This is a genomic window from Paeniglutamicibacter sp. Y32M11 (assembly GCF_019285735.1).
Lineage (GTDB): Bacteria > Actinomycetota > Actinomycetes > Actinomycetales > Micrococcaceae > Paeniglutamicibacter.
This window is the reverse complement of sequence record NZ_CP079107.1, coordinates 4,069,594-4,092,240: the sequence shown is the minus strand read 5'-3', so window position 1 is coordinate 4,092,240 and position 22,647 is coordinate 4,069,594. Positions and strand designations below refer to the sequence as shown.

Sequence of the window (22,647 nt, the reverse complement as noted above, 5' to 3'; positions counted from 1 at the left end):
CTCGTCATTTACTTGGCGAGGGCCACTTCTTGTTGGGGAGCAATCTCGAGTGGGATCTTTGAGGCCGCAGCCGGGATGCACGCGGCCAAAATGGCTGCGATGACGGAGATGCCGGCGCCGAGAATCAAGGCGACACGGAACCCGGCCTCCGACGGGACCGAAACCCCGCCGAAGTCGGTGGTCATCTGAGCCAGGACCAGACCGACGACAGCTGCGCCGGTGGTGGTGCCCAGCGAACGCATTAGGGTATTAAATCCGTTGGCGGCAGCCGTTTCGCTGCGCGGAACCGCACCCATGATGATTGATGGCATGGCGCCGTAAGCCAGGGCCACTCCGCCATTGATGACAAAGCTCGTGGCCATCAGGCCCCACGCGCTGCCCATGCCCAGCAGGCCAACGCCGTAGCCGAGCGCAATGATCGCAACTCCCAGTACCAGGGTGAACTTTGGGCCGCGCGAGTTGGTGAGTCGGCCACCCACGGGCGAGAGCACCAGCATCATCAGACCCGCGGGAGCCATCCACAGACCGGCGGCGAGGATTGACTGTCCCAAACCGTAGCCGGTCTCGGCGGGGAGCTGCAGGATCTGCGGCATGACCAGCATGCTCGCATACATGCCGAAGCCAACGAAGATTGACGCGATATTTGTCAGCAGCACGCGAGGGATGACGGCGGTGCGCAGGTCAACCAGCGGATCCCTGGTGTGTGTCTCCCAGATGCCCCACAACAGCAGCGAAACTGCAGCAAGGCCAAGCAGGCTCAGGGTTATGGGTGCTGCCCAGCCCCATGAGGATCCCTTGGAGACGGCGAGGATGAGGGAAATTAAGCCGATGGTCAATCCAATGGCCCCCAACCAGTCAAAGCGCTGGCCCGAGGCGCCGGCGGGCAATGCGGGGATGAATTTCCAGATGGCCAGGACAACGATCATTGTGACGACCGCGCTGCCGAAGAACAGTGCCCGCCAGTTCGAGAAGTCAACAACTGCCGCAGCGATCGGCATGCCAATTGCACCTCCGACACCCATCGTTGCACTGACGGTGGCGATCGCCGACGAGAGCCGTTCCTTGGGAACGAGATCTCGCAGCATGGCGATGGCCAGGGGCACCATGCCCGAACCCAGCCCCTGCATGGCCCGTCCCGCGATCATGATTTCCACCGTGGGGGCGATGGCACACACGATGGCGCCCAGGATCAGCGGCATCGCCAGGATGAGGATCATCCGGCGCTTGCCGAACAGGTCACCCAGGCGGCCCGAAATCGGTACTGCCACGGCGGCGGCCAGAAGTGTCGCGGTGATAATCCACGCAGTGTTTGATGCCGGGGTGTTAAAAATCGTGGGGAGCTGGGGAATCAGCGGTGTGACCATGGTCTGGGTGATAGATGAGGCGATGCCGGCGGAAGCCAGGACACCAACGACTAGACCTGGGCGGCGGCCAGCGGCGCCGGCCGGGATGGGGTGGGACACGAGGGCCTTTCAGACGGAATGTGCATAATGCATAGAATGTTCATAGTACACGTCGGGGTACGATCGTAGGATCCTTAAAGGGGGAAGTATGCCAATGGAACGTCGCGTCGCGGACATCGAATACGAACAGATGCTACTGAGCCGTTATACGGTCGCTCAGCATCGAAACGGTGAAGGACTTGACCGCAGCGTCTACCTGCTGATGAGCCGCATCGATGGTCAAGGCCCCATGTCGATTAGCGAACTGAGCGCCGTTTTCCGCTTGGACGCATCAACGCTGCAGCGCCAAACAACCGTCGGATTGCGTGGCGGCTTCCTTGAGCGTGTGCTGGATCCGGTCGGCGGCGTTGCACGCAAATTCGCCCTGACAAATGCGGGCAGAACACGGCTACGGGAGGTGCGCGAGTACTCGGTGAACGCCATTGAACGAATTCTGGCCGACTGGCCAGATGAGGACGTCAACAAGTTCGCGGAGTTGATGCACCGGTTTAATGTCTCGATCGAGGAGTATCGCGAAACAAAGGCCACTTCCTAGCTCGGTGCCAATGCCGCCGTACCGAAAGCGTCCCCTAGGGGATGACCCCTACGCCGAAAGAGTGATGGATCCGCCGGTGAAGATCATCCGCTGGAGCGGCGACCGATGGCCATAACCACCGTAGCGTTGACCTCATGATCACAGCAGAGGCATTGACAAAAAATTATGGCGTCAAGCGCGCAGTAGATTCGGTGAGTTTCACCGTCCAGCCAGGCAAGGTCACCGGATTCCTCGGCCCGAACGGCGCGGGAAAATCCACCACCATGCGCATGATCGTCGGACTTGACCGACCGTCCACCGGAACCGTGACGGTTAACGGACGCAAGTACGGCGAACACGCCGCCCCGCTGCGTGAAGTCGGCGCACTTTTGGAGGCCAAGTCCGTCCACAAATCGCGCAGTGCCCGGACCCACCTGCGCTCCTTGGCTGCCACCCACTCGATCCCCAATGCACGGGTCGACGAGGTCATTGAGCTCACCGGGCTCAGCGCCGTAGCAACCAAAAAGGTCGGCGGATTCTCCCTGGGCATGGGACAACGTCTGGGCATCGCCGTCGCGTTGCTCGGTGACCCACAGACCCTCATCCTGGATGAGCCGGTTAATGGACTGGACCCGGAGGGTGTGCAGTGGGTTCGCCACCTGGCGCGGCAACAGGCAGCACAAGGCAAAACGGTATTCATTTCCTCGCACCTCATGAGTGAAATGGCGCTGACCGCAGATCACCTGATCATCATCGGCCGCGGCCGCATCATCGCCGACGCACCCATTGAACAGGTCATCAGCGGGCAGAATCTTCCTACCGCCCGGGTAAAGACCGACGACGCAGACGCCCTGATGAACGCCCTCCTGGGTGAGAACATACAGGTGACGCGGCTCGACGCTGAAACCATCTCGGTGGTGGGCCTTGATGGGCGCACCATCGCCCAACGGGCACTTGATCACAACATTCTGCTGCATGAACTGACCCCGCAACAGCAATCCCTCGAAGAGGCCTACATGGCTCTGACCCAAAACGACGTTGAATACCACTCGAGCCTGGGCCAACAGGCTTTTGCTGGCACCAATGGAAAGCAGGCTTGAGATGAGTACAACGGCAATGGCTAGGCCGCGATCGGCCGGCCCCGGCGCAGCAGGCAACGGAAAAGTGTCTTTTATGGGAGTGCTGCGCAGCGAATTCATCAAATTCAGCTCCCTGCTCTCCACGCTGATCCTGGTGCTGGCAACCATCGTGGTGATGGTCGGCATCGCAGCGGTAGTTTCCTGGGGTATCGGGTTCTCACTAGAGATGGCCGCTGAATCCCCGGAGATGGCAGCCGAGATGGGAGACCTTGGTGGTATCGCCAACACCCTCCCGGCCAGTGGGCTGGTCTTCGCCCAATTGATCGTTGGTGCGCTGGCCGTCATGGTGATGAGCTCCGAGTTCACCACCGGTTCGGCCCGATCAACATTTGTCGCCGTCCCGAATCGCCAAATGGTGTTCTGGGCCAAGGCCCTGATGGTCACGATCGTGGCGGCAGTGGTAGCCCTGGTCTCGATTCTCCTGTCCTTCCTGGTGGTCAAGCCGATTGTTGGGCACTACAACCTGGACATCGACTTTTCCTCCGAAGCGTTCCAGCGCAGCCTCTGGTTCAGTGTGCTCTATGTGGTGATGGTGGCGTTGATCGGCATGGCGCTCGGTGGACTGCTGCGCAACTCCGCCGGCGGAATTGTCGTGCTGGCCGCACTGTTCTTTGTTCTGCCCATGGCCATGGGCGGGTTCAGCACGATGGTCGATTGGCTGGCCAAGGCCATGCGCTTCCTCCCGGATCAGGCGGGTACCGCACTAACCCAGCTGACGGTGGCCCCCGGCGGGCTGGAACAGTGGCAAAACGGCCTGCTCATGGCCGCGTGGTCGCTGATTCCCTTGATCCTCGCCGCCCTGGTTCTGCAGCGTCGCGACATCTAATCAGTCGCAATAATCGCTAGGCTCAGATCATGAGAGAAAATACGTCAAAGCTCGCCTCCGGTTCACTGGAGGCGAGCTTTGACGAGCTCTCGGCCCACCGCATCGGCCGACTCCGCCGTTTTATGCGAGCGCATCCAACCCTTGTTGACGGTGCAGTGGTGGTCCTCTATTTCCTGCTGACGGCCAGCAGCATCATCGATTCCGCCGTGTCCTCACACTGGCCCACGGTCGCTTTATTACTGCTCTCGGGCATCTTGCTCTTCTTCCGGCGGGGCTGGCCGATGCTCGTCCTTTTTGTCTCGGTGGCCCTAGACTCTTCGGCAACCCTGCTGGACTCCTCCTACGTGGGCGGAAGCACGGGTTTATGGCTGGCGCTTTATGCCGCGGCGACCAAGTACTCGGCACGGCGGATGTACATCCTGATGATCTTGTTCACCGCCCTGCAGGGTCTGATCTTCAGTATCTTTGGGATGCCCTCGATGTTCAGCCAGTCTCCCGAAGATCAAGCGACCCTCGCCGAACTGGGTGGACGTGAACTGACCATGGCGTTGGTGATCGGCATGATGCTGGGTACGAACTTCGCCGCGGTGGCCATCGGCGCGGCGGTGCGAAACCAGCGACTCCACGAGGCGGAGCTGAACAACTGGGCCAAGCGCGTCCAGACGCTGGCCAGGGTGCGCGAACGGACACGGATCGCCCGCGAGATGCACGACGTGGTGGCGCATTCGCTCTCGGTCATGATTGCCCTCTCCGATGGTGCGGCGGTGGTGCTTAAACGCGACCCGAAGCGCGCGGGGGAGGTCCTGAACGAACTCTCCAGCACCGGGCGGCGAGCCCTGGGCGACATGCGCCGGGTGATCGGAGTGTTGCGCACCGGTGAGGACACCTCGCTAGAGCCACAGCCGGCGGCCGAATCGGTGGAACAGATGCTCGCGGGATTCACCGTGGCGGGGTTGCCACTGCGCTTTACCCAATCCGGGCCGACATTGCCCGAGAGTGCGACATTCCAACTGACCGTTTTTCGCATCATTCAGGAATCACTGACCAATGTGCTGCGCTATGGTCGCAATGTGAGTTTGGTGGAGGTCTTGGTGCACCGCGAGGGCGAAGACGTGAGCGTGCGCATCCATGACGACGGCACCCACCAAGGCTCCTTGCGCGAAAACATTGGATCGGGTCAGGGAATCCGCGGCATGGCCGAACGAGCCGCCCTCTTTGAGGGGTCCCTGACGGCCGGCCCCAGCGCCTCCGGCGGGTGGACCGTCACGGCCACCCTCAGGCTGCCGAGGCCGACTCGTTGTCCAGAAGAACCCGCGCCGCCGGCCACCCGGCCCACGGCCATCAAGCCTCAACACCAAGGATCGTGAATCGTACACATGTCAGACACCGTTGAAGTTCCAACACCGCGCATTGGGGTGCTGCTGGTTGATGACCAGCCGTTGCTGCGCATGGGCTTCAGGCTCATCCTGGAGGGTGAGGACGATCTAGCCATCCTCGGTGAGGCCTCGGACGGTGCCGATGGTGTGCGCCAGGCGCTGAAGTTAAAGCCGGACGTGGTGCTCATGGACGTCCGGATGCCCACCATGGACGGTATCGAGGCCACCACTCGCATCGTCAGGGAGCTGCCCGATACGAAGGTCATCATCCTCACGACCTTCGACCTCGACGAATACGCCTTCGCCGGGTTGCAAGCCGGCGCCAGTGCGTTCCTGCTCAAGGACGTGGCCCCGGAAGAGCTGGTGCAGGCGGTGCGCCTGGTGGCATCGGGTGATGCGGTGGTCGCACCCCGAGTCACGGCACGACTGCTGGAAACCTATGTGCGCAACGGCACCCCGAACCGGGCCAACAATACTGCCCCGGAACGGGACCCGCTGCTCGAAGACTTGACCCCACGCGAGCTCGAGGTGCTCGGAGCGATGTCCGAGGGACTCTCCAACGCCGAAATCGCTCACCGCTTCTTCCTCTCCGAGGCCACGGTGAAAACTCATGTGCGGCGAATCCTGACCAAGTTGCACCTGCGTGATCGCGTCCAGGCAGTGGTCTACGCCTATGAGACCGGTCTGGTTATTCCCAGCCAGGGACTTGACTACTAGGGGGAGTGATGAATTCCGAACTGCTGCGCTCGCCGTGGCTCCTGCTGGCCGGGGTCTTGTTGGTGGCCGGCGCATTTTTGATCACCAACTTCGCGCTTCCCCTCCTCGGGTGGGCTAGCATCGTTGCAGGTGTAGCGGCCCTAGTGGTGGCCCTGTTTCGTACCCGAACCTAAACCCCTCTCTCGCACCTCTTGCCCCATATCAGCCAAGGAAAGTTTCGAATGCCCAGCGCAGCCATCAAGCACATCAACGACCTCGCCGCCTTCGTAGCGGCCTCGCCCTCGTCCTTCCATGCGGTCGCCGAGGCGGCGCGCAGACTTGATGCCGCGGGCTTTAGCTCACACGCCGAGGACGCTGCCTGGGAACTGGGCCCCGGAGGTCACTATGTGATCCGCGACGGAGCGATCATCGCCTGGGTGCAGCCGGCCAACGCCACCGCGAGCACCGGATTCCACATCCTTGGCTCACACACGGATTCGCCTTCCTTTAAGCTCAAGCCCAAGCCGACCACCGGGGCCCACGGCTGGCTGCAGGCCGGAGTCGAGGTATACGGCGGCCCGCTGCTGAACTCCTGGCTGGATCGCGAGCTCTTGCTCGCCGGACGGCTGGCGATGAAGGACGGACGCACCGTGTTGGCCCGCACCGGCGCGCTGCTGCGCTTCCCGCAGCTGGCCATCCATCTGGATCGGACGGTCAATGATTCGCTGACGCTGGACAAGCAGACGCACATGAACCCCGTGTGGGGGATCGGCAACCCGGCCGAAGCCGATGTGTTGGCAGTGCTCGCCGAAAGTGCGGGGGTAGACGCGGCGCAGATCGGCGGTTACGACGTGGTGGTGGCCGACACCCAAGCCGGTGAAATCTTCGGCGGATCCAACGAGTTCTTTGCCTCCGGGCGGCTGGATAACCTCTCCTCGGTGCACGCCTCGCTGGTGGCACTGATCGAACACGCGGCGACGGGTACCGGTGAGCACATTGCCCTGCTGGCGGCCTTTGACCACGAAGAAATCGGGTCCTCCTCCCGCTCCGGTGCCTGCGGCCCGTTCCTCCAAGACATGCTCGAACGCATCGGGCACCACCTGGGCGCCGACACCCAGGACCGCAACCGCGCCTACGCCAATTCCTTCTGCGTCTCGGCCGATGCCGGTCACTCGGTGCACCCGAACTACGCGGGGCGTCACGACCCGGCCAACCGCCCGCTGCTGGGCGCCGGACCACTGTTGAAGATCAACGCGAACCAGCGCTACGCCACCGACGGCATTGGGGCGGCACTCTTCGCCCGGCTCTGCGAGCAGGCTCAGGTGCCGTATCAGGAGTTCGTCTCCAATAATCAGATGCCGTGCGGTTCCACCATCGGCCCGCTGACCGCCACGCGTCTGGGTATCCGCACCGTGGATGTTGGCATCCCGCTGCTCTCGATGCACTCGGCGCGCGAAATGTGTGGAGTGGAGGATCCGCTGCGCCTGGCCAAGATCTCCGCGGCCTTCTTCGCCGCCTAACAACGCACCGTGAAGGGCGCAATAAAAGCGTGCACCGGATAGCGAGTTAACACTCGCAGGTCACGAGGTGTTCATGCGTGTGTGCTTTGCTCGCGGGCATGAACACCGATTTAAAGCCGCCCCGCCGTTTCCTGCCAGAGGTTCAATCGCTGCGAGCCCTCGCCGTCGCACTGGTCGTGGCCTATCACCTGGAACCGCGCCTGGTGCCGGGCGGCTTTGTTGGTGTGGATGTCTTTTTTGCCATCTCCGGATTCCTGATCACCGGACATCTCCTGCGCGAGGTCCGTACCTCGGGTCGGATCAACCTGCCGGGATTCTGGGCGGCACGCGTGCGCCGCATCCTCCCCGCCGCCTTTGTGGTCATCATCGCGGTAGTCATCGCCACGCTCCTTTTCCTTCCTTCCACGCTGTGGAAAACGGTGGGCACCGCGGCGCTGGCCTCGGCATTCTCGGTGGAAAACTGGGTGCTGGCTGCCAACGCGGTGGACTACCTGGCCGCCGATCAAGCTCCCACGGCGCTGCAACACTTCTGGTCACTGGGCGTGGAGGAACAGTTTTACCTCTTCTGGCCGCTGTTGGTACTGCTCGCCATGTGGGTGGGGCGTCGTAACTGGGCAGCCAAAAAGACCGAACGTGTGGGGCGTCGGGGGCTGAGCGGTGCCCTGCCACGTACCGCCCTGGCCATGGTCTTTGGCGCGATCATCATCATCTCGCTGACCTATTCGATGGTTCTGGTGGGCTCGGGGGATCCCGCGGCCTACTTCGTGACCCCCGCCCGCGTGTGGGAAATGGCTGCCGGAGGCCTGCTGGCGCTCTGTCTTGCCCCCGCGGAGCCGGGCCTGATGCCGCGGACCATCAAATGGTTCCAGACACCGGGTGTCCGTACCGCTGTGGCCTGGGCTGGCTTGGCGGCCATCGCGGTGGCGGCCTTTGGTTATGATGCGAAAACGCCGTTCCCGGGGGCCTCGGCAGCCCTTCCGGTGCTTGGCGCCCTGGCGGTGATCCTGGCGGGGGAGACCCGCGGGAGGTTGGCCCCACAAAAGCTGTTGGAACATTCGGCGGTTCAGTGGTTGGGCAACATCTCCTACTCGCTTTATCTGTGGCATTGGCCGGTACTGACCTTTTTCCTCTTCTTTGCCGAGCGTGAGCCGCGAGCGTTGCAGAGCATCGGCTTGTTGGTGCTCAGCCTGCTGCTGGCCACGGCGAGTTACCGCTGGGTTGAAACACCCGCACGGAACTTCGCCCCACTGCGTTCCTCAAGCTGGCGGGCCCTGGGCGTCGGCGCGGTGGCACTGAGCTTGGTTGCCGCGATGTCCCTAGCCCCGGGAGCGCTGGCCCAGCGCGAAGTTGTGGCTCAGGAACGTGCCGCGGCCACGATGCTTGCCGCTCCTCCCGAGGGTTTCGGCGCAGCTTCGGTTCCCGCCGGGGCGCCCGCCTACCTGCAGGGCATGAAACAGATCGTCCCGGTCCCCGCGGAAGCCGCCAGCGACCTGCCCGATCTGGGCGAATGTGTACAAAAGCCGCAGTCCGAGGTGACCCGCGAATGTACCCGTGGCGTCAAGAACGGCAAATTTACGATCGCCCTGGTGGGGGATTCTCACGCGGCCCATTGGTTTAGGGCGGTGGAAGCAACCGCCGAGCAACATGGCTGGAAGGTCCTGACGTATCTGAAAAACTCCTGCCCCTTCACCGCCACCGAGCGGACGGCGGAGAAAAATGGCAGCATTTCCTGCCAGCAAGCCAATAAGGACACCCTTCAGCGGATCGTTTCCCGGGGCGATGTGGACGCCGTGGTGACCAGCCACTGGGCCGGGTCGGCCTTTGCCAAGGGTGCCGCGGAGGGCTTTGCCCAATACTGGGGTGCACTTGAGGATGCGGGCATTGCTGTCTATCCGATTCTGGACACCCCGCGCCCGGGCCTGAAGACCTACGCGCGTGACTGTGTGGTGCAGCATCCGGAACAACTTCAATCCTGTGGCACGCCGAAGTCGAAGGCCTTCGAGGCCAACGACTTCACGCTCCCTGCGGCCAAGCTCGATCCGCGGGTTGATGTCTTGGATTTCTCCGACCAGTTCTGCAGCAACGAGTTCTGCCCGGCGGTGACCGGGAACGTGTTGGTATATCGGGACAAGCACCACATCTCCGACACCTATATGCGCACGCTAGCGCCGGAATTTGACCAACGCTTGCGCGCCGCGATGGATAAAGATCACCTGGAATCGAGCCGCTAAAGCCGATGCGTGATGCAGCGCACCAGAACTTGTCGGGGCAAAGCGCGTTTTTCAGCTAGAATAGTTGAGGCTGTTTCTGCCGCGCCCAGCAATCGGGTTGCGGCGACAGCAAATGCAAAGAACCTCCTGTTGCGGAAATGCCGTGACCGTTTAGCCCAAAGGAGGTGGGTTCACATGCGTGCTTATGAATTGATGGTGCTGATCGACCCCGAGGTCGACGAGCGAACCGTTGAACCGACCCTCGGTAAGTTCCTGGACGTTGTCCTCAACGATGGTGGAACCATCGAAAAGGTTGACATCTGGGGCCGTCGCCGCCTGGCCTACGACATTCAGAAGAAGAATGAGGCCATTTACGCGGTAGTTAACTTCACCGCTACCCCCGCTACTTCCGCAGAGCTTGATCGCCAGCTGAGCCTCAATGAGACCATCATGCGCACCAAGATCACCCGCCCGGAAGAGGCAAAGGTCGTAGCAGAGTAATTCTGCTTTTCGATCTTCGTAGAACAACACTTTAGGAGGCTCCAATGGCAGGCGAGACAGTCATTACGGTTATTGGTAATTTGACCGCTGACCCGGAACTGCGTTTCACCCCGTCAGGATCGGCAGTGGCGAACTTCACCATTGCTTCGACCCCGCGAACCTTCGATCGTCAGACCAATGAATGGAAGGACGGCGACACGCTGTTCCTCCGGGCTTCGGTGTGGCGAGAGGCTGCAGAAAACGTCGCTGAGACGTTGACCAAGGGCATGCGAGTCGTCGCCCAGGGTCGCCTTAAGTCGCGTTCTTACGAAACCAAAGAAGGCGAAAAGCGTAACGTCACCGAGCTAGAGGTCGATGAAATCGGCCCATCGTTGCGTTACGCCTCGGCAAAGGTCACCCGTACCCAGCGCTCCGGCGGTGGCAACGGTGGTGGCTTTGGCGGCCAGCAGAACTCCGGCGCTCCTGCCGGCGGCAATCAAGGTGGCAACGGTGGTTTCGGTGGCGGCAACGCTGGCGGAAACAACGGTGGCGGCTGGAATGCACCTGCAGCCGATCCATGGGGCGCTCCTGCCGGAGGAAACAACGGCGGATGGGGCAACCCGGGTTCCGACGAACCGCCCTTCTAAACACATTTATTCACCATCCCGCAGAATCTTCTGCGGGCTCCACCTGAATTAAGGAGCTCCACGATGGCTAAGGCTGAACTCCGTAAGCCCAAACCAAAGTCCAATCCCTTGAAGGCCGCTGACATCACTGTCATCGACTACAAGGACGTAGCATTGCTGCGCAAGTTCATTTCGGATCGCGGAAAGATCCGTGCCCGTCGCGTTACCGGCGTTTCCGTACAGGAACAGCGCAAGATCGCACAGGCCATCAAGAACGCGCGCGAAGTGGCATTGCTGCCTTACTCCGGCGCTGGCCGCGGCTAAGGAAGGTATACCAACATGGCAAAGCTCATTCTGACCCACGAAGTTACCGGCCTCGGTGCCGCAGGCGACATCGTTGAGGTGAAGGATGGTTACGCACGTAACTACCTTCTCCCGCGTTCATTCGCTATCACCTGGACCAAGGGCGGTGAGAAGCAGGTTGAGTCGATCAAGGCCGCCCGTGCTGCTCGCGCTGTTGCATCCTTGGAAGAGGCACAGGCACTTGCTGCTTCGATTTCCGCCAAGCCGGTCAAGTTGACCGTCAAGGCTGGCGCTACCGGTCGCCTCTTCGGCACCGTGAAGACCGACGACATCGCCAAGGCTGTTTCAGCTGCTGGCGCTGGCTCGATCGACAAGCGCAACATCGAAATTGACGACCACATCAAGTCGACGGGTAACTACTCGGCTACCGTGCGTCTGCACGCTGATGTTTCGGCAAAGATCTCTCTCGTAGTTGTTGCTGTAAAGAAGTAATTTCTTTAGCAACTACCGTCGTCATTGACGACAACCTACTGTGGACCCCACCCTTTGGTGGGGTCCACAGTAGGTTAACGCGACTACCGGTCAGGGCCTTGAAGCTCGCAGAACCGGTCGTCGCTGGATGTCGCTCATCCGGCCGTTGGCCAACCGATCGCCGGTCTTCCGAAGGCTCATGGATTCGACGCCGGATCTAGCGCTCGGGGCCAGGGGTACGTAATGTTTCCATGACAAGGGCCTTCCCCAGTAATGCCCACCCATGGACAGGCGGAGCGCACATGAAACTGACACTCACCGAGTTTGTAAGTCTTGATGGGGTCTGCCAAGGTCCTGGTTCTCCGGAGGAAGACCGCAGCGGTGGATTCACCCGCGGAGGCTGGTTCGTTCCGCATATGGACGAGGCCTTCATTGATCAAGCCGCGCAATGGCTCCGCTTGGCCGATGGATTGCTGTTGGGTCGGCGGACCTATGAGGCTTTTGCCCGAGACTGGCCAGAGATTACTGCCGAAGATGACCCGTTTACCGGCCTGATGAACTCCTTGCCGAAGTATGTTGCCACGCAGACCCTCAGCGAAGGGAGCTGGGATCCCACCACTGTTCTTTCCGGCGACGTCCCCGCACGTGTTGCCGAACTCAAGGCCACCCCGGGCAAGGAACTGCAGATTCACGGAAGTGCACGATTGGCCGGCAGTTTGTTGGCAGCGGGACTCATTGACGAACTCCGTCTGGTGGTCGCGCCCGTGGTCGTGGGTCAGGGCAGGCACCTCTTTGTTGATGGCGGTGCCCCTGCCGGGTTACAACTGGTCAGTGCCACAACCACTCCGGGCGGTCTGGCGATCCTCACCTATGAAAATTCGGGTGACGCAGCATTTTCGACGTATACCGGTGTTGCCGACGTTGCATGATCGGTAGCTCGATCTGTGGCTAAGTGGAAGGCAATTCGAGATGGCGGAAGTAACCAGGGATGTTACGTGTGCTTGAGCTCTCATCCGTGAGTGTTCAGTAGCTTAGACACTTCTACAACGGAAGTGTTCACTTGTCACGAGTTGGTCGCAGATTCTTCGATTTTGATGCTTCGTGACTTCTCATGTCGAAATAAACTTTGACGAGACGTAATTATTGCTTCTAACGTTAGTGATGAATCAAGAGTGTCAACGTCAGGCCCTGGCCCGTTGACCGGCAACCCTCTCACGGTGGTGGGGTGCTCCAGGTGATGATTCGGCCGAACGGGACCCCGGGCGGCAAACACCGCTCACCTCGCAGGTTATCGCGTGAATCTCACGCACCTGCGACGGTGGCAGAAGCCGAAGGATTGAGCATCATGACTCTTACCTCTGACCTCACGCCCAATACCCTGCGCAATGTTTTTGCCCAGCACCCATCGGGCATTGCAGCGCTCTGCGCGATCGTTGATGGAGCGCCCCAAGGAATTATCGCCTCCTCCTTCACCGTTGGTGTCTCCATGGATCCACCGCTGGTGATGTTTGCCGTCCAGAACACCTCGCGCACCTGGCCGCTGGTGCGCAGCAGCGGCCGTATCGGTGTTTCGGTCCTCAGCGAAAAGAATGAGGGCGTCTGCCGTCAGATTGCTTCCAAGGCGGGGGACCGCTTTGCCGGTCTTCGCCTCGATTCGACCGACGAGGGCGCGCTGTTCTTGCATGACGCCACGTTGTGGCTTGACTGCTCGATCGAGCAGGAGATCGAAGCCGGGGATCACCAGGTGGTGATCATGCGCGTGCACGGCCACGAGACGCACGATAACGCCCATTCGCCGCTGGTGTTCCACGGCTCGGCTTTCCGCCGACTGGAAGCCGAGCAGCTGGTCTCCTAGGGCGTCTAGCGTTCGACGGACTCCCGGCATGTGATGTCGAATCTTGGATTCGGCGTCATATGCCGGGAGTCTTTTCTTTGGTCAGGATCTTGGCCTCTGAGGGGCAATGCACCACATCCATCATGTAGCGGTAGCCATCGGCGGCCAACTGCCGCAGGATCTGAAGATCGACGTCCGCGAGCTTGTTGATATAGAGGCACGATGCCCCGAGCTTGTGTTTGCCTAGTTGCGCCAGAAGCGCTGGGGCCGTGGGGGCGATGGTCAGCCCATACAGTGCAAGATTGGCCGAACGTGGCGAAAAGCCGATGGCGCCGGCGTCCCCTTCGCGTCCTGATTCATAGACGTAGTGGTAGATTCCGAAACCAACAATTGTTGGACCCCACATTTTCGGCGGCTGTCCACTGACCGCTCCCATCATGTCCGCGAGAACCTCGGCGTCGGCCCGCCGGGTTGGGTGGGGTACGGCGGCGATGAATTTGTGAGGGTCGATGGCCGTGGGCTTGGTCTTGTTCTCGCTCATGTGGCCCAGTATGGCAGTGCAACGTGACGCCCATCAATGTCCACTATCCCCAGTTTTTTGCTTTTGACCGGCGTGTCTGTGGATAGCTTGTGGGTAACTGTGGAAAGAGGGTCTGTTTAGCCCCGGAATCTAGGGGTTTTTGTGTGTATAACTTGAATTTACGCCGACGGAGGATGTGGATAATAAGTTTCTATCCACAGCTGTGGAGACATATAACGCCTAGTCAAGGCGGGTTTAAAGATCAACAATGCTGCTAATCCACAAAGTTCTCCCCAGACTGTGCACACAACACGCCACGAGGTACACAGGTTATCCACATGACCTGTGGATAACCGCCTTGGGTTTTGCCGAAATGGGGTCTAGGGTGGCACTGTTCCCCACCTATTTCCACAGGTTCGTGGTGCCATTACGCACGTGTGATATTGCACCTAACGAATCGTCGGTTCTCCTTGAGACACTGGGGGTAGGTCATGAAGCGGAAACCTTGGGAACCCGCAATGCTTGAAGGGAAAAGCCCGTGTCGCTAGCCAGCTCAAATGCCACCTCCGATTCTCGCGAATCGGAGTATGGACGTACTCCACCGCAGGACCTTGTCGCAGAACAGAGTGTCCTCGGTGGCATGATGCTCTCCAAGGACGCCATCGCCGACTGCGTTGAAGTACTGCGAGGACTGGACTTCTACCGTCCGGCACACGAGGCAATCTACGAAGCCATCATCGACCTCTACGGACGTGGTGAGCCGGCCGATGCCGTCACCGTCTCGGACCTGTTGACTAAGCGCGGTGAAATCACCCGCATCGGTGGCCCGGCCTACCTGCACACGCTCATTCAGTCGGTGCCTACCGCCGCCAACGCCGGCTTCTACGCCGAGATCGTTCGGGAACGCGCGGTGCTTCGCCGACTGGTTGATGCGGGTACCAAGATCGTTCAGCTCGGCTACTCGCAGGACGGCGAGGTCGACGCCATCGTTAACGAGGCTCAGGCCGAGGTCTACAAGGTCGCCGAACGCCGCACGGCCGAAGACTACGTGCCCTTGCGCGACATCATCGAGGGCACCGTCGACGAAATTGAATCCGCCGGCAGCCGCGGCGAAGGCGTGATCGGTGTTCCCACCGGATTCTTCGAACTCGACGAACTGACCCAGGGCCTGCACGGTGGCCAGATGATCGTCATCGCCGCCCGTCCGGCCGTTGGTAAATCAACGTTCGCATTGGATTTCGCTCGCTCAGCGTCCATTAAGAACAACATGACTGCCGTTTTCTTCTCCCTAGAAATGGGCCGGAACGAAATTGCCATGCGTCTGCTCTCGGCAGAGGCCAGCATTGCGCTGCAAGATTTGCGTAAGGGCACCATCCAGGACGAACAGTGGTCGAAGATCGCCACCACGATGGGCCGACTTAACGACGCGCCCCTGTTCATTGATGATTCGCCGAACATGTCGCTCATGGAGATTCGCGCCAAGTGCCGTCGACTCAAGCAGAAGCATGACCTCAAGCTCGTGGTACTCGACTACCTGCAGCTGATGAGCTCCGGCAAAAAAGTCGAATCACGTCAGCAGGAAGTTTCGGAGTTCTCCCGTGCCCTGAAGCTTCTGGCCAAGGAGCTGGACGTTCCGGTTATCGCGTTGTCTCAGCTGAACCGTGGTTCGGAGCAGCGTACGGACAAGAAGCCGATGATTTCGGATCTTCGTGAATCCGGCTCGATCGAGCAGGATGCCGACATGGTCATCCTTCTGCACCGTGAAGACATTTACGACAAGGAATCGGCTCGTGCCGGCGAAGCTGACGTGATCGTGGCCAAACACCGTAACGGACCCACCAAGACCATCACCGTCGCCTTCCAGGGCCACTACTCGCGCTTCAGCAACATGGCCCAAGACGGGCACGGCTAGCACCCGAAAATCACCCAAGACCCGGCGGTTGGCCTTTCCCACGAGGAAAGCCAACCGCCCGGTCTGCTGTTACCGGCAATCCCCGGGAGTAGGTCGTGATGATCCAACCAGCGGGGGAGCAGGAAGGCGACGCTAGGCTGGGATCATGAGCACACACGCCTTGCCGAAGCTTTCCGCACCCGCCACCCGTGCCTTGCATGCAGCCGGGATCACGAGTCTTGAACAGGCAGCAGCGCACGGGCAACGGGCTTTACTGGCGCTGCACGGATTTGGACCTCGGGGCATCACCATCTTGCGATCCGCCTTGGCGGAGATCGGTCTGGAACTGGCCGACTGAGCCGTGGCGCTTAGCCCTTCGGTAGGATCGCGAGGTGCTCCGGGGTCGGCGTGATGAGCTCGGCATCAAATTCGTGGTGCTTTCGCACATACACCTTGATGTACGGGCAGACGGGCACGATCTTGTATCCCCGGGCGACGGTATCGGCCAGCGCCTGGGCAGCGAGCTTGCCAGCCAAACCCTGCCCTGCGTAAGCCTCGTCGACGACGGTGTGGAAGAAAACCCGTTCGATGCCCGTGTCTGTCTCCAAATCCCGGTAATGGGCGGCACCAATTACGTTCTCGCCGTCGATGAGGGCATAGCGGCGGCGTTCGGCGAGGAGCTCAAAACGAATCTCTGTCATCGGGTTCCTTCTTGTTGAGGGGTCGTTGAGGGGTTAGGGGTTGCCAAAGAGGCGGCCGAAAAAGCCGCGAGGTTCGGTGCCGTCGGCTTCAATGAAAACGGCACCAAAACCGTCGTAACTGCCACCGTGTTTTAGCGTGATCGAGTGGACCGAGCGCAGCGCATTCTCTGCGTGTTCCACATCGATGCGTTGAATCCGGTACACCCGAAGCGGAAACCGGGAATGTTGATCTTGTTCAATGTCGGCGTCAACCTGCCAACCAGCTTGTTCAAAGTGAGTGGTCGCCTCGGTGGCCTCACGCAGTGAGCGGAAGGAAACAAAATGCTCCATTTCGCGCTTGGACTCCAACTGGTCGCCCAGTCCCGCACGTTCGGCCAATGCTTCGCGCAACTTGGCCAGTTCCTCGGTCAGTGACATGTTCTTGGTTTGCCCTTTCCTTGAGTCCATCGAGTCTTTTTGGCAGGAGATGGAGCCTTAGTCGCGGGGACGCAGCCGCACGCTGGGCAATGCCGGTGCAGGAAGCGCCGCCGGCTGATCGCTGGGAAAATCGCCGAAACGCTTGGTGCCACTGATGGTTCCTTCGGCACCGATCTCTGACTGCCAGGCCCTGCGGTACTCCACGACTTCCTCATGGGTGCGGCCGACAAAATTCCACCACATCAGGATCTGCTCGTGCAGTGGTTCCCCTCCAATGAGCAGGGCCAATACCGGCTCCGTCCCGGCCGTCAGGGTGATCTCCGAGGTTCCGACCGGTAGATAGGCCAGATGGTCCACGGGAACGTGGTCGGCTTCGAGGTTCAGGTCCCCGGAATCAACCAAGAGGCCATGCTCGTGGTGGGCGTTTAGCGCCACGGTGATGCTGGTACCGGGTTCCAACCGAAGTTCGGCACCGAGTAGTTCGGTATGTGTCTTGACGGGCGATGCGGAGAACTGGTCTAGTCCGGCGGGATTGCGCACGGTGAGATGGCCCAAAAATACGCTCAATGCCCACCCGCTCCCGGTCAGCGGCTCGGGGCGGTGATGGGCGAATGTTGGCTCCATATGGCGGGCATTATCGGGGAGCGCCACCCATAACTGAGCGCCGTGCAGGACGGTGGTCTCGGGAGTAGAGAACTCCGAGTGGCTGATCCCGCGGCCAGCGGTCATGAGGTTCACCTCACCGGGGCGAACCATGGCATGAAAGCCCGCGGAGTCTCGGTGCTCAATTTCTCCGGTAAAAAGCCAAGAAACGGTCTGCAGCCCCGTGTGTGGATGGCGTGGAACAGCCATTCCGCCGCTATCACCCACGGCATCTGGGCCATAGTGGTCAAGGAAACACCATGCCCCGATGAGGCTTCGCTGCTTCTGCGGTAGTGTCCTGCGCACGTCCATGGCGCGTGGACCGCCGAGCGGAACATTGCGGGGAGACAAAAGCTCAATTCCAGCACACCGCGCATCGGCGCCACATACGACCTCGTCGGGGGCCGCCTCAAGATTGCTCATGGTTTCAGACTAGTGCCGAATCATCGGATTTGGGATCACCCCGGATGATCTGTGTCTTATGCGTCACCGCCCTCCAACCACCGACTAGCCGCCAGCCACCGACTGCATGATCAGCACCTGCTCACCAGCCGGAACCACCGAATCAAGGCCCTGCAACGAACGGATGTTGTCCTGCCCGATGAAGACGTTCACGAAGCGGCGCACCTCACCGCGCTCGTCACGCACGCGCCGGGCAAAGAGTGGGTACTGCTCGCCGAGCGCATCCAGGATCCCGCCCACAGTGCCGTTGCTGGGTAGTTGGACTTGAAGGCTACGTTGGCCGCCCAGCGTGGAGGCCAACACCGAGGGAACCTCGACGGTAATCTCCGTCATTTCCTCGCACCGTTGGCTTGGGCTGCCCGGACACTAAGCACATCGGGCAGGCGCTGGGCCACCGTGACAAAGTGCGCTCCCTCGTCGTTGCTGGCGAAGACTTCCCCTCCACGGGTACCGAAGTAGACGCCCACGGTTTCGGGGTGTTCATCCACCGCTGCCGCATCGCGCAACACCGCGTTCCAGTCCGCATCCGGCAACCCAGCATGTTGTTCAATCCAGTTCTCCCCGGCATCCGTGGAGCGGTAGACCGAAAGTCGTCCACCCACCGGGTTTCGTTCCTCGGCAGCCTTCAGCGGAATAGTCCACACGGTGCCGCCCATGCGTGGATGCGACAGCAATACGAATCCGAAGTCGGCGGGCAGACCGTCGGCGATGCTATTCCATTGGTCCCCGGCGTCATCGGTGCGGTAAACCCCGCCATGGTTTTGCGCATATAGCCGGTCCGGGTCTTGTGCATCGGCGGTGATGTGGTGGACGCACTGGCCGAACTCCGGGAACGGATCGGGGGCGAAGTCCACGTGGATGCCCTTGTTCCGCGGCTCCCACGAAGCCCCCGCGTCGGTGCTGCGGTACACACCCCCGGTACTCATGGCGGCATGGACGACATTTTGATCCACAGCATTGGGCACGATGCTGTGCACCGCGGCCCCGCCGAAGCCAGCACCCCATTCGCTGCGGTGGGGGTGGTCCCAAAGGCCACGGTTCAACTCAAAGTTCTCCCCGGAATCGGTGGACTTGAAGACCGAGATCGGTTCGCATCCGGCCCACACGACACCCGGTCGTTCCTCCGTATCGGGGCGCAAATGCCAGATCCGTTCCAGCGCGGTGTCGGTGTCCGCCGGGAACTTGATGGCACCGCTCTCGGGTTCTGACCACGTGGCTCCCGCGTCGTCGCTGTAGACGACGGTGGGTCCCCAATGCCAGTCGTTGATCCCAGCCAGAATGCGGGTCCTGCCCTCCCTGGTGTCGATGGCCACGGAGGGGACCTCAAGGTTGGCGAAGTGGGGTCCAGTGAGATTCCAGTTTTCGCGGTCGGTGCTTTCGGCCAGCCAGAGGCCCTTCTTGGTCCCGATGGCAAGGATGGTGCGTGCGTAGTTGTCCATGACATGTAGTCCAGCACCGTGGCGCTCCGGATTCAAGGGTTCGCCTAGCCTCAAAGTGGAACCTTCGATTCCACGGTCCGTGCTTTCGATGTTTTGCGCTGAATCGTCGTCGACATGAAACCGTGCGGCGGAAGAGGTTCCGATGTGGAAGGCTGGTCCAATGATGGCCCAGAGCAAGGACCACGCCCGACGGAGGTTTGCCACCACGGCCATGGCCGGTGTCGCCGTCTACATCCTCGTCGACGTGATGCTCCAGTTCCTTCCGCCCCAATACAGCGTGATCAGCGATGCCGAAAGCTTAAAAAGACGAAACTTCAACCTCACCTGAAGGAATACTGGGCTACCCTGCCCAAGGTCAACGGGGAATTCGTGGCCCACATGGAGGATGTACTGGACGTCTACGCCCGCCCCTACCCCCCCTGAATTCCGTCTGCCGCTGCCGACGGTCGTGCACACGCTCGCAATCATCGTGGGTTTCGGCGTCGTTCCCCAAGGTCCAAGACTCACGCGCCGCAACCATGACCATCCTGGTGACAGTGGTGCTGTACATGATGGTGGCCCTGGAGGTGCTGGCCTAGGACGGAGTCGTTAGAGGTTCACCGGGGCGTCTTGGGCAAATCCGGCCCAGATTCGCTCCCACCGGCGGGCGGCGTAGGTTTTTCCTTTGTCCCTCTTCTGTCGTCGGCGGGGTTCGTGCCTTCTTCGGCCTCGGCCATGGCCGCCTCGCTGAAGGGGACGGCTGCCTGCAACCCCGTCGCTCCGCGAACCGGGCCGGGCCGACGCTGGCGCAGCGGGTCGCGGCGCAGGTCAGCGTACAGTGCCACGCAGAGCCCGATAATGATCAGCACAAACGGGCTGGCGGCCAGGATGGTGAAAGTCTGCAGGGCAGCGAGCCCGCCGACGGCCAGCAGGACGGCCGCCACCGCGCCGGTGAGGACGGCCCAGAAGATCACCAGCGGTTTCCAGGGGTGCTTGCTGCCGCGTGTGGACAAGGTCCCCAGCACCAGGGCGCCGGCGTCGGCGCCGCTGATGAAGAAGACGGCGGTCAGAACCATGACCACCAGCGCCGCCCCGATGAAGAACGGGTAGTTCTGCAGGGCTGCGAAGAACCCCGCCGCCTCGCTGCCGGTGCCGGCGATGTCCACGCCGTTCAGCTGCTGGTTTATGCCGGCCCCGCCGAAGACGACAAACCACACCATGCTGACGGCGGTGGGCACCAGTAGCACGCCCAGTACGAATTCCCGGATGGTGCGCCCGCGGGAAATCCTGGCGATGAAGGTGCCGACAAACGGGGTCCAGGAGATCCACCAGGCCCAGTAGAAGATGGTCCAGCTGGCCAGCCAGTCACTGCCGCCGAAGACGGCCGAATGGAAACTCATCGGGACCAGCTCGGTCAGGTAGGCACCGATGGCAGAGGGCAGCAGATCCAGGATGAAGAGCGTGGGGCCGACTATGAAGACGAACAGCAGCAGGATTCCGGCCAGGACCATATTGGTGTTGCTCAGCCATTTAATGCCCTTGGAGATGCCGCTGGCGGCGGAGAGCACCACGCCGACCGTCAGCGCGCAGATCACGAGGATCGGCACCGCGGCCGAGGGGTCTTCCTCGAATTTGCCGGTGCGCAGTAGCGCGAGGCCCGCAGCGATCTGCAGCGCCCCGAGACCGAGCGAGGTGGCGGTACCGAATTTGGTGCAGATGATGGCCAGGATGTCGATGGGCTTGCCCCAGCCCCTCTTTTCGATGCGTTCCTGGCCGAACAGGGACTGGAACGGGGCACTCATCAGGTTGCCGCGGCCCATCCGGTAGGTGGAATAGGCCAGCGCCAGCCCTACGACGGAATAAATTGCCCAGGGATGCAGACCCCAGTGGAACATCGTGTAGGCCATGGCAGTGCTGGCGGCCTCCGGGCTGCCGGGTGCGACGTCGACAAAGGGCGGCGGGGACGCCAGATGGGTGACGGGTTCGTACACGCCGTAGAACATCAGCCCGATCCCCATGCCGGCGCTGAACATCATGGCGATCCAGGAGAGGGTGCTAAATTCTGTCGCTTCGCCTTCATTGGAAAGCGGGATCCGTCCGTAGCGGCCGAAGGCCAAGACCAGGGAAAAGACGACGAATCCGGAGGCACCCAGAATGAACAGCCAGCCGAAGGTGCTGGTGATCCAAGACAGGGCCGTTGCGGCGCCGTCCCCGACGGCATCCGTGAAGAACACGCCCAGCAGGATGAGCACAAGAATGATTCCGGCTGAGACGCCGAAGACCGTCTTGTCAACGCTCGCCCAGCCCTGGGCCGGCGGCAATGATGCGGGTTCCCCCACCCGCTCCTCCATGTCCTGGTCGGTTGAATGATGTTTCATCGGACTCCTCACAAAATGGCGGCCTATGCCGGGTCATTGTGCGGTCCAACGTCCGGGAGGATAGCTAGTTGTTCACCGCGTGGCCTTCGTCAGTATAGTTGCAGACATGAGTGACCGCGAAGAATCCCTAACCCCGGAGCCCGCTGGCTACACCCGGAATGGAGACGACGGACACACCGAGTTCGGCGGCCACGGCCGCGTGCCCAAGCGAGACGCAAGGGTTGCCGCCTATGCAGAGTGCGATGAAGCCAACGCGTCCATCAGCGTCGCCGTCGCCATGGGCGGTCTGCCAATCAACCTGACATCCATGCTGGTGAGCGTGCAGAACGACCTTTTCGATCTTGCGGCGGACCTCTCTGTCCCGTTATGCAGCCAGGAGCCGGCGCGGGCAAGGATAGTCCAAGGGCATATCGACCGGCTGGAACGTGCCGAGCAGCATTTCGCCGCGGATTCCGAGGACGTCAGCGGCACAGTGCTCCCGGGCGGCACTGCAGGGGCGGCGCTGCTGTATATGTCCCGGGCCGTGGTCCGGCGCGCCGAGCGAGCGGTCTGGATCGCCGTCGAGGAGTATCCGGATATGGTCAATCCGTTGACCGCCCGCTATCTGAACCGCTTGTCGTCCATTCTGTTCGTCCTGGCACGGGGAGCCAATGCCGAGCACGGGGACATCGTGTGGATCCCGGAGGCATCGGTGCAGCCGGTCGACACCGACACTGACGCCGCCGCCCCGGGCCCCGGCGAGTAGGAACCGGCGGACCGG

General features: G+C 61.3%; 26 protein-coding genes and 1 riboswitch. Of the genes, 18 read left to right on the top strand and 8 right to left on the bottom strand.

The window, feature by feature from the left end; all coding sequences use genetic code 11:
* Nucleotides 1–8: 8 nt before the first annotated feature.
* The gene (locus KUF55_RS18245; protein ID WP_218817587.1) at nucleotides 9–1,463 is read right to left on the bottom strand and encodes an MFS transporter; all 1,455 of its coding nucleotides are present in this window, start codon (nucleotides 1,461–1,463) and stop codon (nucleotides 9–11) included.
* Nucleotides 1,464–1,551: 88 nt separating this feature from the next.
* Here KUF55_RS18245 and KUF55_RS18240 point away from each other — a divergent pair, with 88 nt between their 5' ends.
* The 14 genes from KUF55_RS18240 to KUF55_RS18175 all read left to right on the top strand — a co-directional run bounded on the left by KUF55_RS18240 (nucleotide 1,552) and on the right by KUF55_RS18175 (nucleotide 13,479).
* The gene (locus tag KUF55_RS18240) at nucleotides 1,552–1,998 is read left to right on the top strand and encodes a MarR family winged helix-turn-helix transcriptional regulator (RefSeq protein ID WP_255557177.1); all 447 of its coding nucleotides are present in this window, start codon (nucleotides 1,552–1,554) and stop codon (nucleotides 1,996–1,998) included.
* Nucleotides 1,999–2,132: 134 nt separating this feature from the next.
* Nucleotides 2,133–3,077: an ATP-binding cassette domain-containing protein gene (locus KUF55_RS18235; RefSeq protein ID WP_132360661.1), complete on the top strand. Its 945-nt coding sequence runs from the start codon at nucleotides 2,133–2,135 to the stop codon at nucleotides 3,075–3,077.
* A gap of 1 nt (nucleotide 3,078) precedes the next feature.
* The gene (locus KUF55_RS18230) at nucleotides 3,079–3,942 is read left to right on the top strand and encodes an ABC transporter permease (RefSeq protein WP_255557176.1); all 864 of its coding nucleotides are present in this window, start codon (nucleotides 3,079–3,081) and stop codon (nucleotides 3,940–3,942) included.
* Nucleotides 3,943–3,971: 29 nt separating this feature from the next.
* Nucleotides 3,972–5,309 (top strand): sensor histidine kinase, encoded by a 1,338-nt coding sequence (locus tag KUF55_RS18225; protein WP_218817586.1) that lies wholly within the window; start codon nucleotides 3,972–3,974, stop codon nucleotides 5,307–5,309.
* A gap of 9 nt (nucleotides 5,310–5,318) precedes the next feature.
* The gene (locus KUF55_RS18220; RefSeq protein WP_218817585.1) at nucleotides 5,319–6,035 is read left to right on the top strand and encodes a response regulator transcription factor; all 717 of its coding nucleotides are present in this window, start codon (nucleotides 5,319–5,321) and stop codon (nucleotides 6,033–6,035) included.
* Between the two features lie 8 nt (nucleotides 6,036–6,043).
* Nucleotides 6,044–6,208: a hypothetical protein gene (locus KUF55_RS18215; RefSeq protein WP_218817584.1), complete on the top strand. Its 165-nt coding sequence runs from the start codon at nucleotides 6,044–6,046 to the stop codon at nucleotides 6,206–6,208.
* A gap of 48 nt (nucleotides 6,209–6,256) precedes the next feature.
* Complete coding sequence (locus tag KUF55_RS18210; protein ID WP_132360655.1) at nucleotides 6,257–7,534, top strand: M18 family aminopeptidase; 1,278 nt, start codon at nucleotides 6,257–6,259, stop codon at nucleotides 7,532–7,534.
* Nucleotides 7,535–7,632: 98 nt separating this feature from the next.
* Nucleotides 7,633–9,765 (top strand): acyltransferase family protein, encoded by a 2,133-nt coding sequence (locus KUF55_RS18205; RefSeq protein WP_218817583.1) that lies wholly within the window; start codon nucleotides 7,633–7,635, stop codon nucleotides 9,763–9,765.
* 174 nt (nucleotides 9,766–9,939) lie between these two features.
* Entirely contained in the window at nucleotides 9,940–10,245 is a 306-nt protein-coding gene (gene rpsF / locus KUF55_RS18200) for a 30S ribosomal protein S6 (protein ID WP_068732441.1), read from the top strand.
* 44 nt (nucleotides 10,246–10,289) lie between these two features.
* Entirely contained in the window at nucleotides 10,290–10,871 is a 582-nt protein-coding gene (locus tag KUF55_RS18195) for a single-stranded DNA-binding protein (protein WP_132360651.1), read from the top strand.
* Between the two features lie 63 nt (nucleotides 10,872–10,934).
* Complete coding sequence (gene rpsR / locus KUF55_RS18190; protein ID WP_007269381.1) at nucleotides 10,935–11,174, top strand: 30S ribosomal protein S18; 240 nt, start codon at nucleotides 10,935–10,937, stop codon at nucleotides 11,172–11,174.
* Nucleotides 11,175–11,189: 15 nt separating this feature from the next.
* Nucleotides 11,190–11,645 carry a 50S ribosomal protein L9 gene (gene rplI / locus KUF55_RS18185; RefSeq protein ID WP_132360649.1) on the top strand — a complete coding sequence of 152 codons (456 nt, stop codon included), beginning with the start codon at nucleotides 11,190–11,192 and terminating at the stop codon, nucleotides 11,643–11,645.
* A 281-nt stretch (nucleotides 11,646–11,926) separates the two neighbouring features.
* On the top strand, nucleotides 11,927–12,553 hold the full coding sequence (locus KUF55_RS18180) for a dihydrofolate reductase family protein (protein ID WP_218817582.1): 627 nt from the start codon (nucleotides 11,927–11,929) through the stop codon (nucleotides 12,551–12,553).
* A 235-nt stretch (nucleotides 12,554–12,788) separates the two neighbouring features.
* Nucleotides 12,789–12,902, top strand: a riboswitch (SAM riboswitch).
* 67 nt (nucleotides 12,903–12,969) lie between these two features.
* Entirely contained in the window at nucleotides 12,970–13,479 is a 510-nt protein-coding gene (locus tag KUF55_RS18175; protein ID WP_218817581.1) for a flavin reductase family protein, read from the top strand.
* A gap of 55 nt (nucleotides 13,480–13,534) precedes the next feature.
* Here KUF55_RS18175 and KUF55_RS18170 read toward each other — a convergent pair whose 3' ends face one another.
* Nucleotides 13,535–13,999, bottom strand: coding sequence for a DUF1801 domain-containing protein (locus tag KUF55_RS18170; protein ID WP_218817580.1), 465 nt, complete (start codon nucleotides 13,997–13,999; stop codon nucleotides 13,535–13,537).
* A 517-nt stretch (nucleotides 14,000–14,516) separates the two neighbouring features.
* On the opposite strand from KUF55_RS18170, the gene dnaB reads away from it, so the two are divergent.
* A complete protein-coding gene (dnaB, locus tag KUF55_RS18165) occupies nucleotides 14,517–15,890 on the top strand; it encodes a replicative DNA helicase (RefSeq protein ID WP_132360641.1) in 1,374 nt (457 codons plus the stop codon).
* A 145-nt stretch (nucleotides 15,891–16,035) separates the two neighbouring features.
* Nucleotides 16,036–16,227, top strand: coding sequence for a hypothetical protein (locus tag KUF55_RS18160; RefSeq protein ID WP_218817579.1), 192 nt, complete (start codon nucleotides 16,036–16,038; stop codon nucleotides 16,225–16,227).
* Between the two features lie 10 nt (nucleotides 16,228–16,237).
* Here KUF55_RS18160 and KUF55_RS18155 read toward each other — a convergent pair whose 3' ends face one another.
* The 5 genes from KUF55_RS18155 to KUF55_RS18135 form a co-directional block, all read right to left on the bottom strand.
* Nucleotides 16,238–16,570, bottom strand: coding sequence for a GNAT family N-acetyltransferase (locus KUF55_RS18155; RefSeq protein ID WP_218817578.1), 333 nt, complete (start codon nucleotides 16,568–16,570; stop codon nucleotides 16,238–16,240).
* Nucleotides 16,571–16,603: 33 nt separating this feature from the next.
* Nucleotides 16,604–17,017, bottom strand: a complete 414-nt coding sequence (locus KUF55_RS18150) for a ribonuclease E inhibitor RraB (protein ID WP_218817577.1) — start codon at nucleotides 17,015–17,017, stop codon at nucleotides 16,604–16,606.
* Between the two features lie 27 nt (nucleotides 17,018–17,044).
* Complete coding sequence (locus KUF55_RS18145) at nucleotides 17,045–18,052, bottom strand: pirin family protein (RefSeq protein ID WP_218817576.1); 1,008 nt, start codon at nucleotides 18,050–18,052, stop codon at nucleotides 17,045–17,047.
* 84 nt (nucleotides 18,053–18,136) lie between these two features.
* A complete protein-coding gene (locus KUF55_RS18140) occupies nucleotides 18,137–18,424 on the bottom strand; it encodes a MoaD/ThiS family protein (protein ID WP_218817575.1) in 288 nt (95 codons plus the stop codon).
* Nucleotides 18,421–19,530: an exo-alpha-sialidase gene (locus KUF55_RS18135; protein ID WP_132361260.1), complete on the bottom strand. Its 1,110-nt coding sequence runs from the start codon at nucleotides 19,528–19,530 to the stop codon at nucleotides 18,421–18,423. The genes KUF55_RS18140 and KUF55_RS18135 overlap by 4 nt, the downstream gene beginning before the upstream one ends.
* Before the next feature lie 160 nt (nucleotides 19,531–19,690).
* Between KUF55_RS18135 and KUF55_RS18130 the strand changes: the two genes are divergently transcribed.
* A complete protein-coding gene (locus KUF55_RS18130) occupies nucleotides 19,691–19,858 on the top strand; it encodes a hypothetical protein (RefSeq protein WP_218817574.1) in 168 nt (55 codons plus the stop codon).
* A 268-nt stretch (nucleotides 19,859–20,126) separates the two neighbouring features.
* Here the strand turns inward: KUF55_RS18130 and KUF55_RS18125 are convergent, their stop codons facing one another.
* Nucleotides 20,127–21,887, bottom strand: a complete 1,761-nt coding sequence (locus KUF55_RS18125) for a BCCT family transporter (RefSeq protein ID WP_132360631.1) — start codon at nucleotides 21,885–21,887, stop codon at nucleotides 20,127–20,129.
* 106 nt (nucleotides 21,888–21,993) lie between these two features.
* Here KUF55_RS18125 and KUF55_RS18120 point away from each other — a divergent pair, with 106 nt between their 5' ends.
* On the top strand, nucleotides 21,994–22,632 hold the full coding sequence (locus tag KUF55_RS18120) for a cob(I)yrinic acid a,c-diamide adenosyltransferase (protein WP_218817573.1): 639 nt from the start codon (nucleotides 21,994–21,996) through the stop codon (nucleotides 22,630–22,632).
* Nucleotides 22,633–22,647 lie beyond the last annotated feature (15 nt).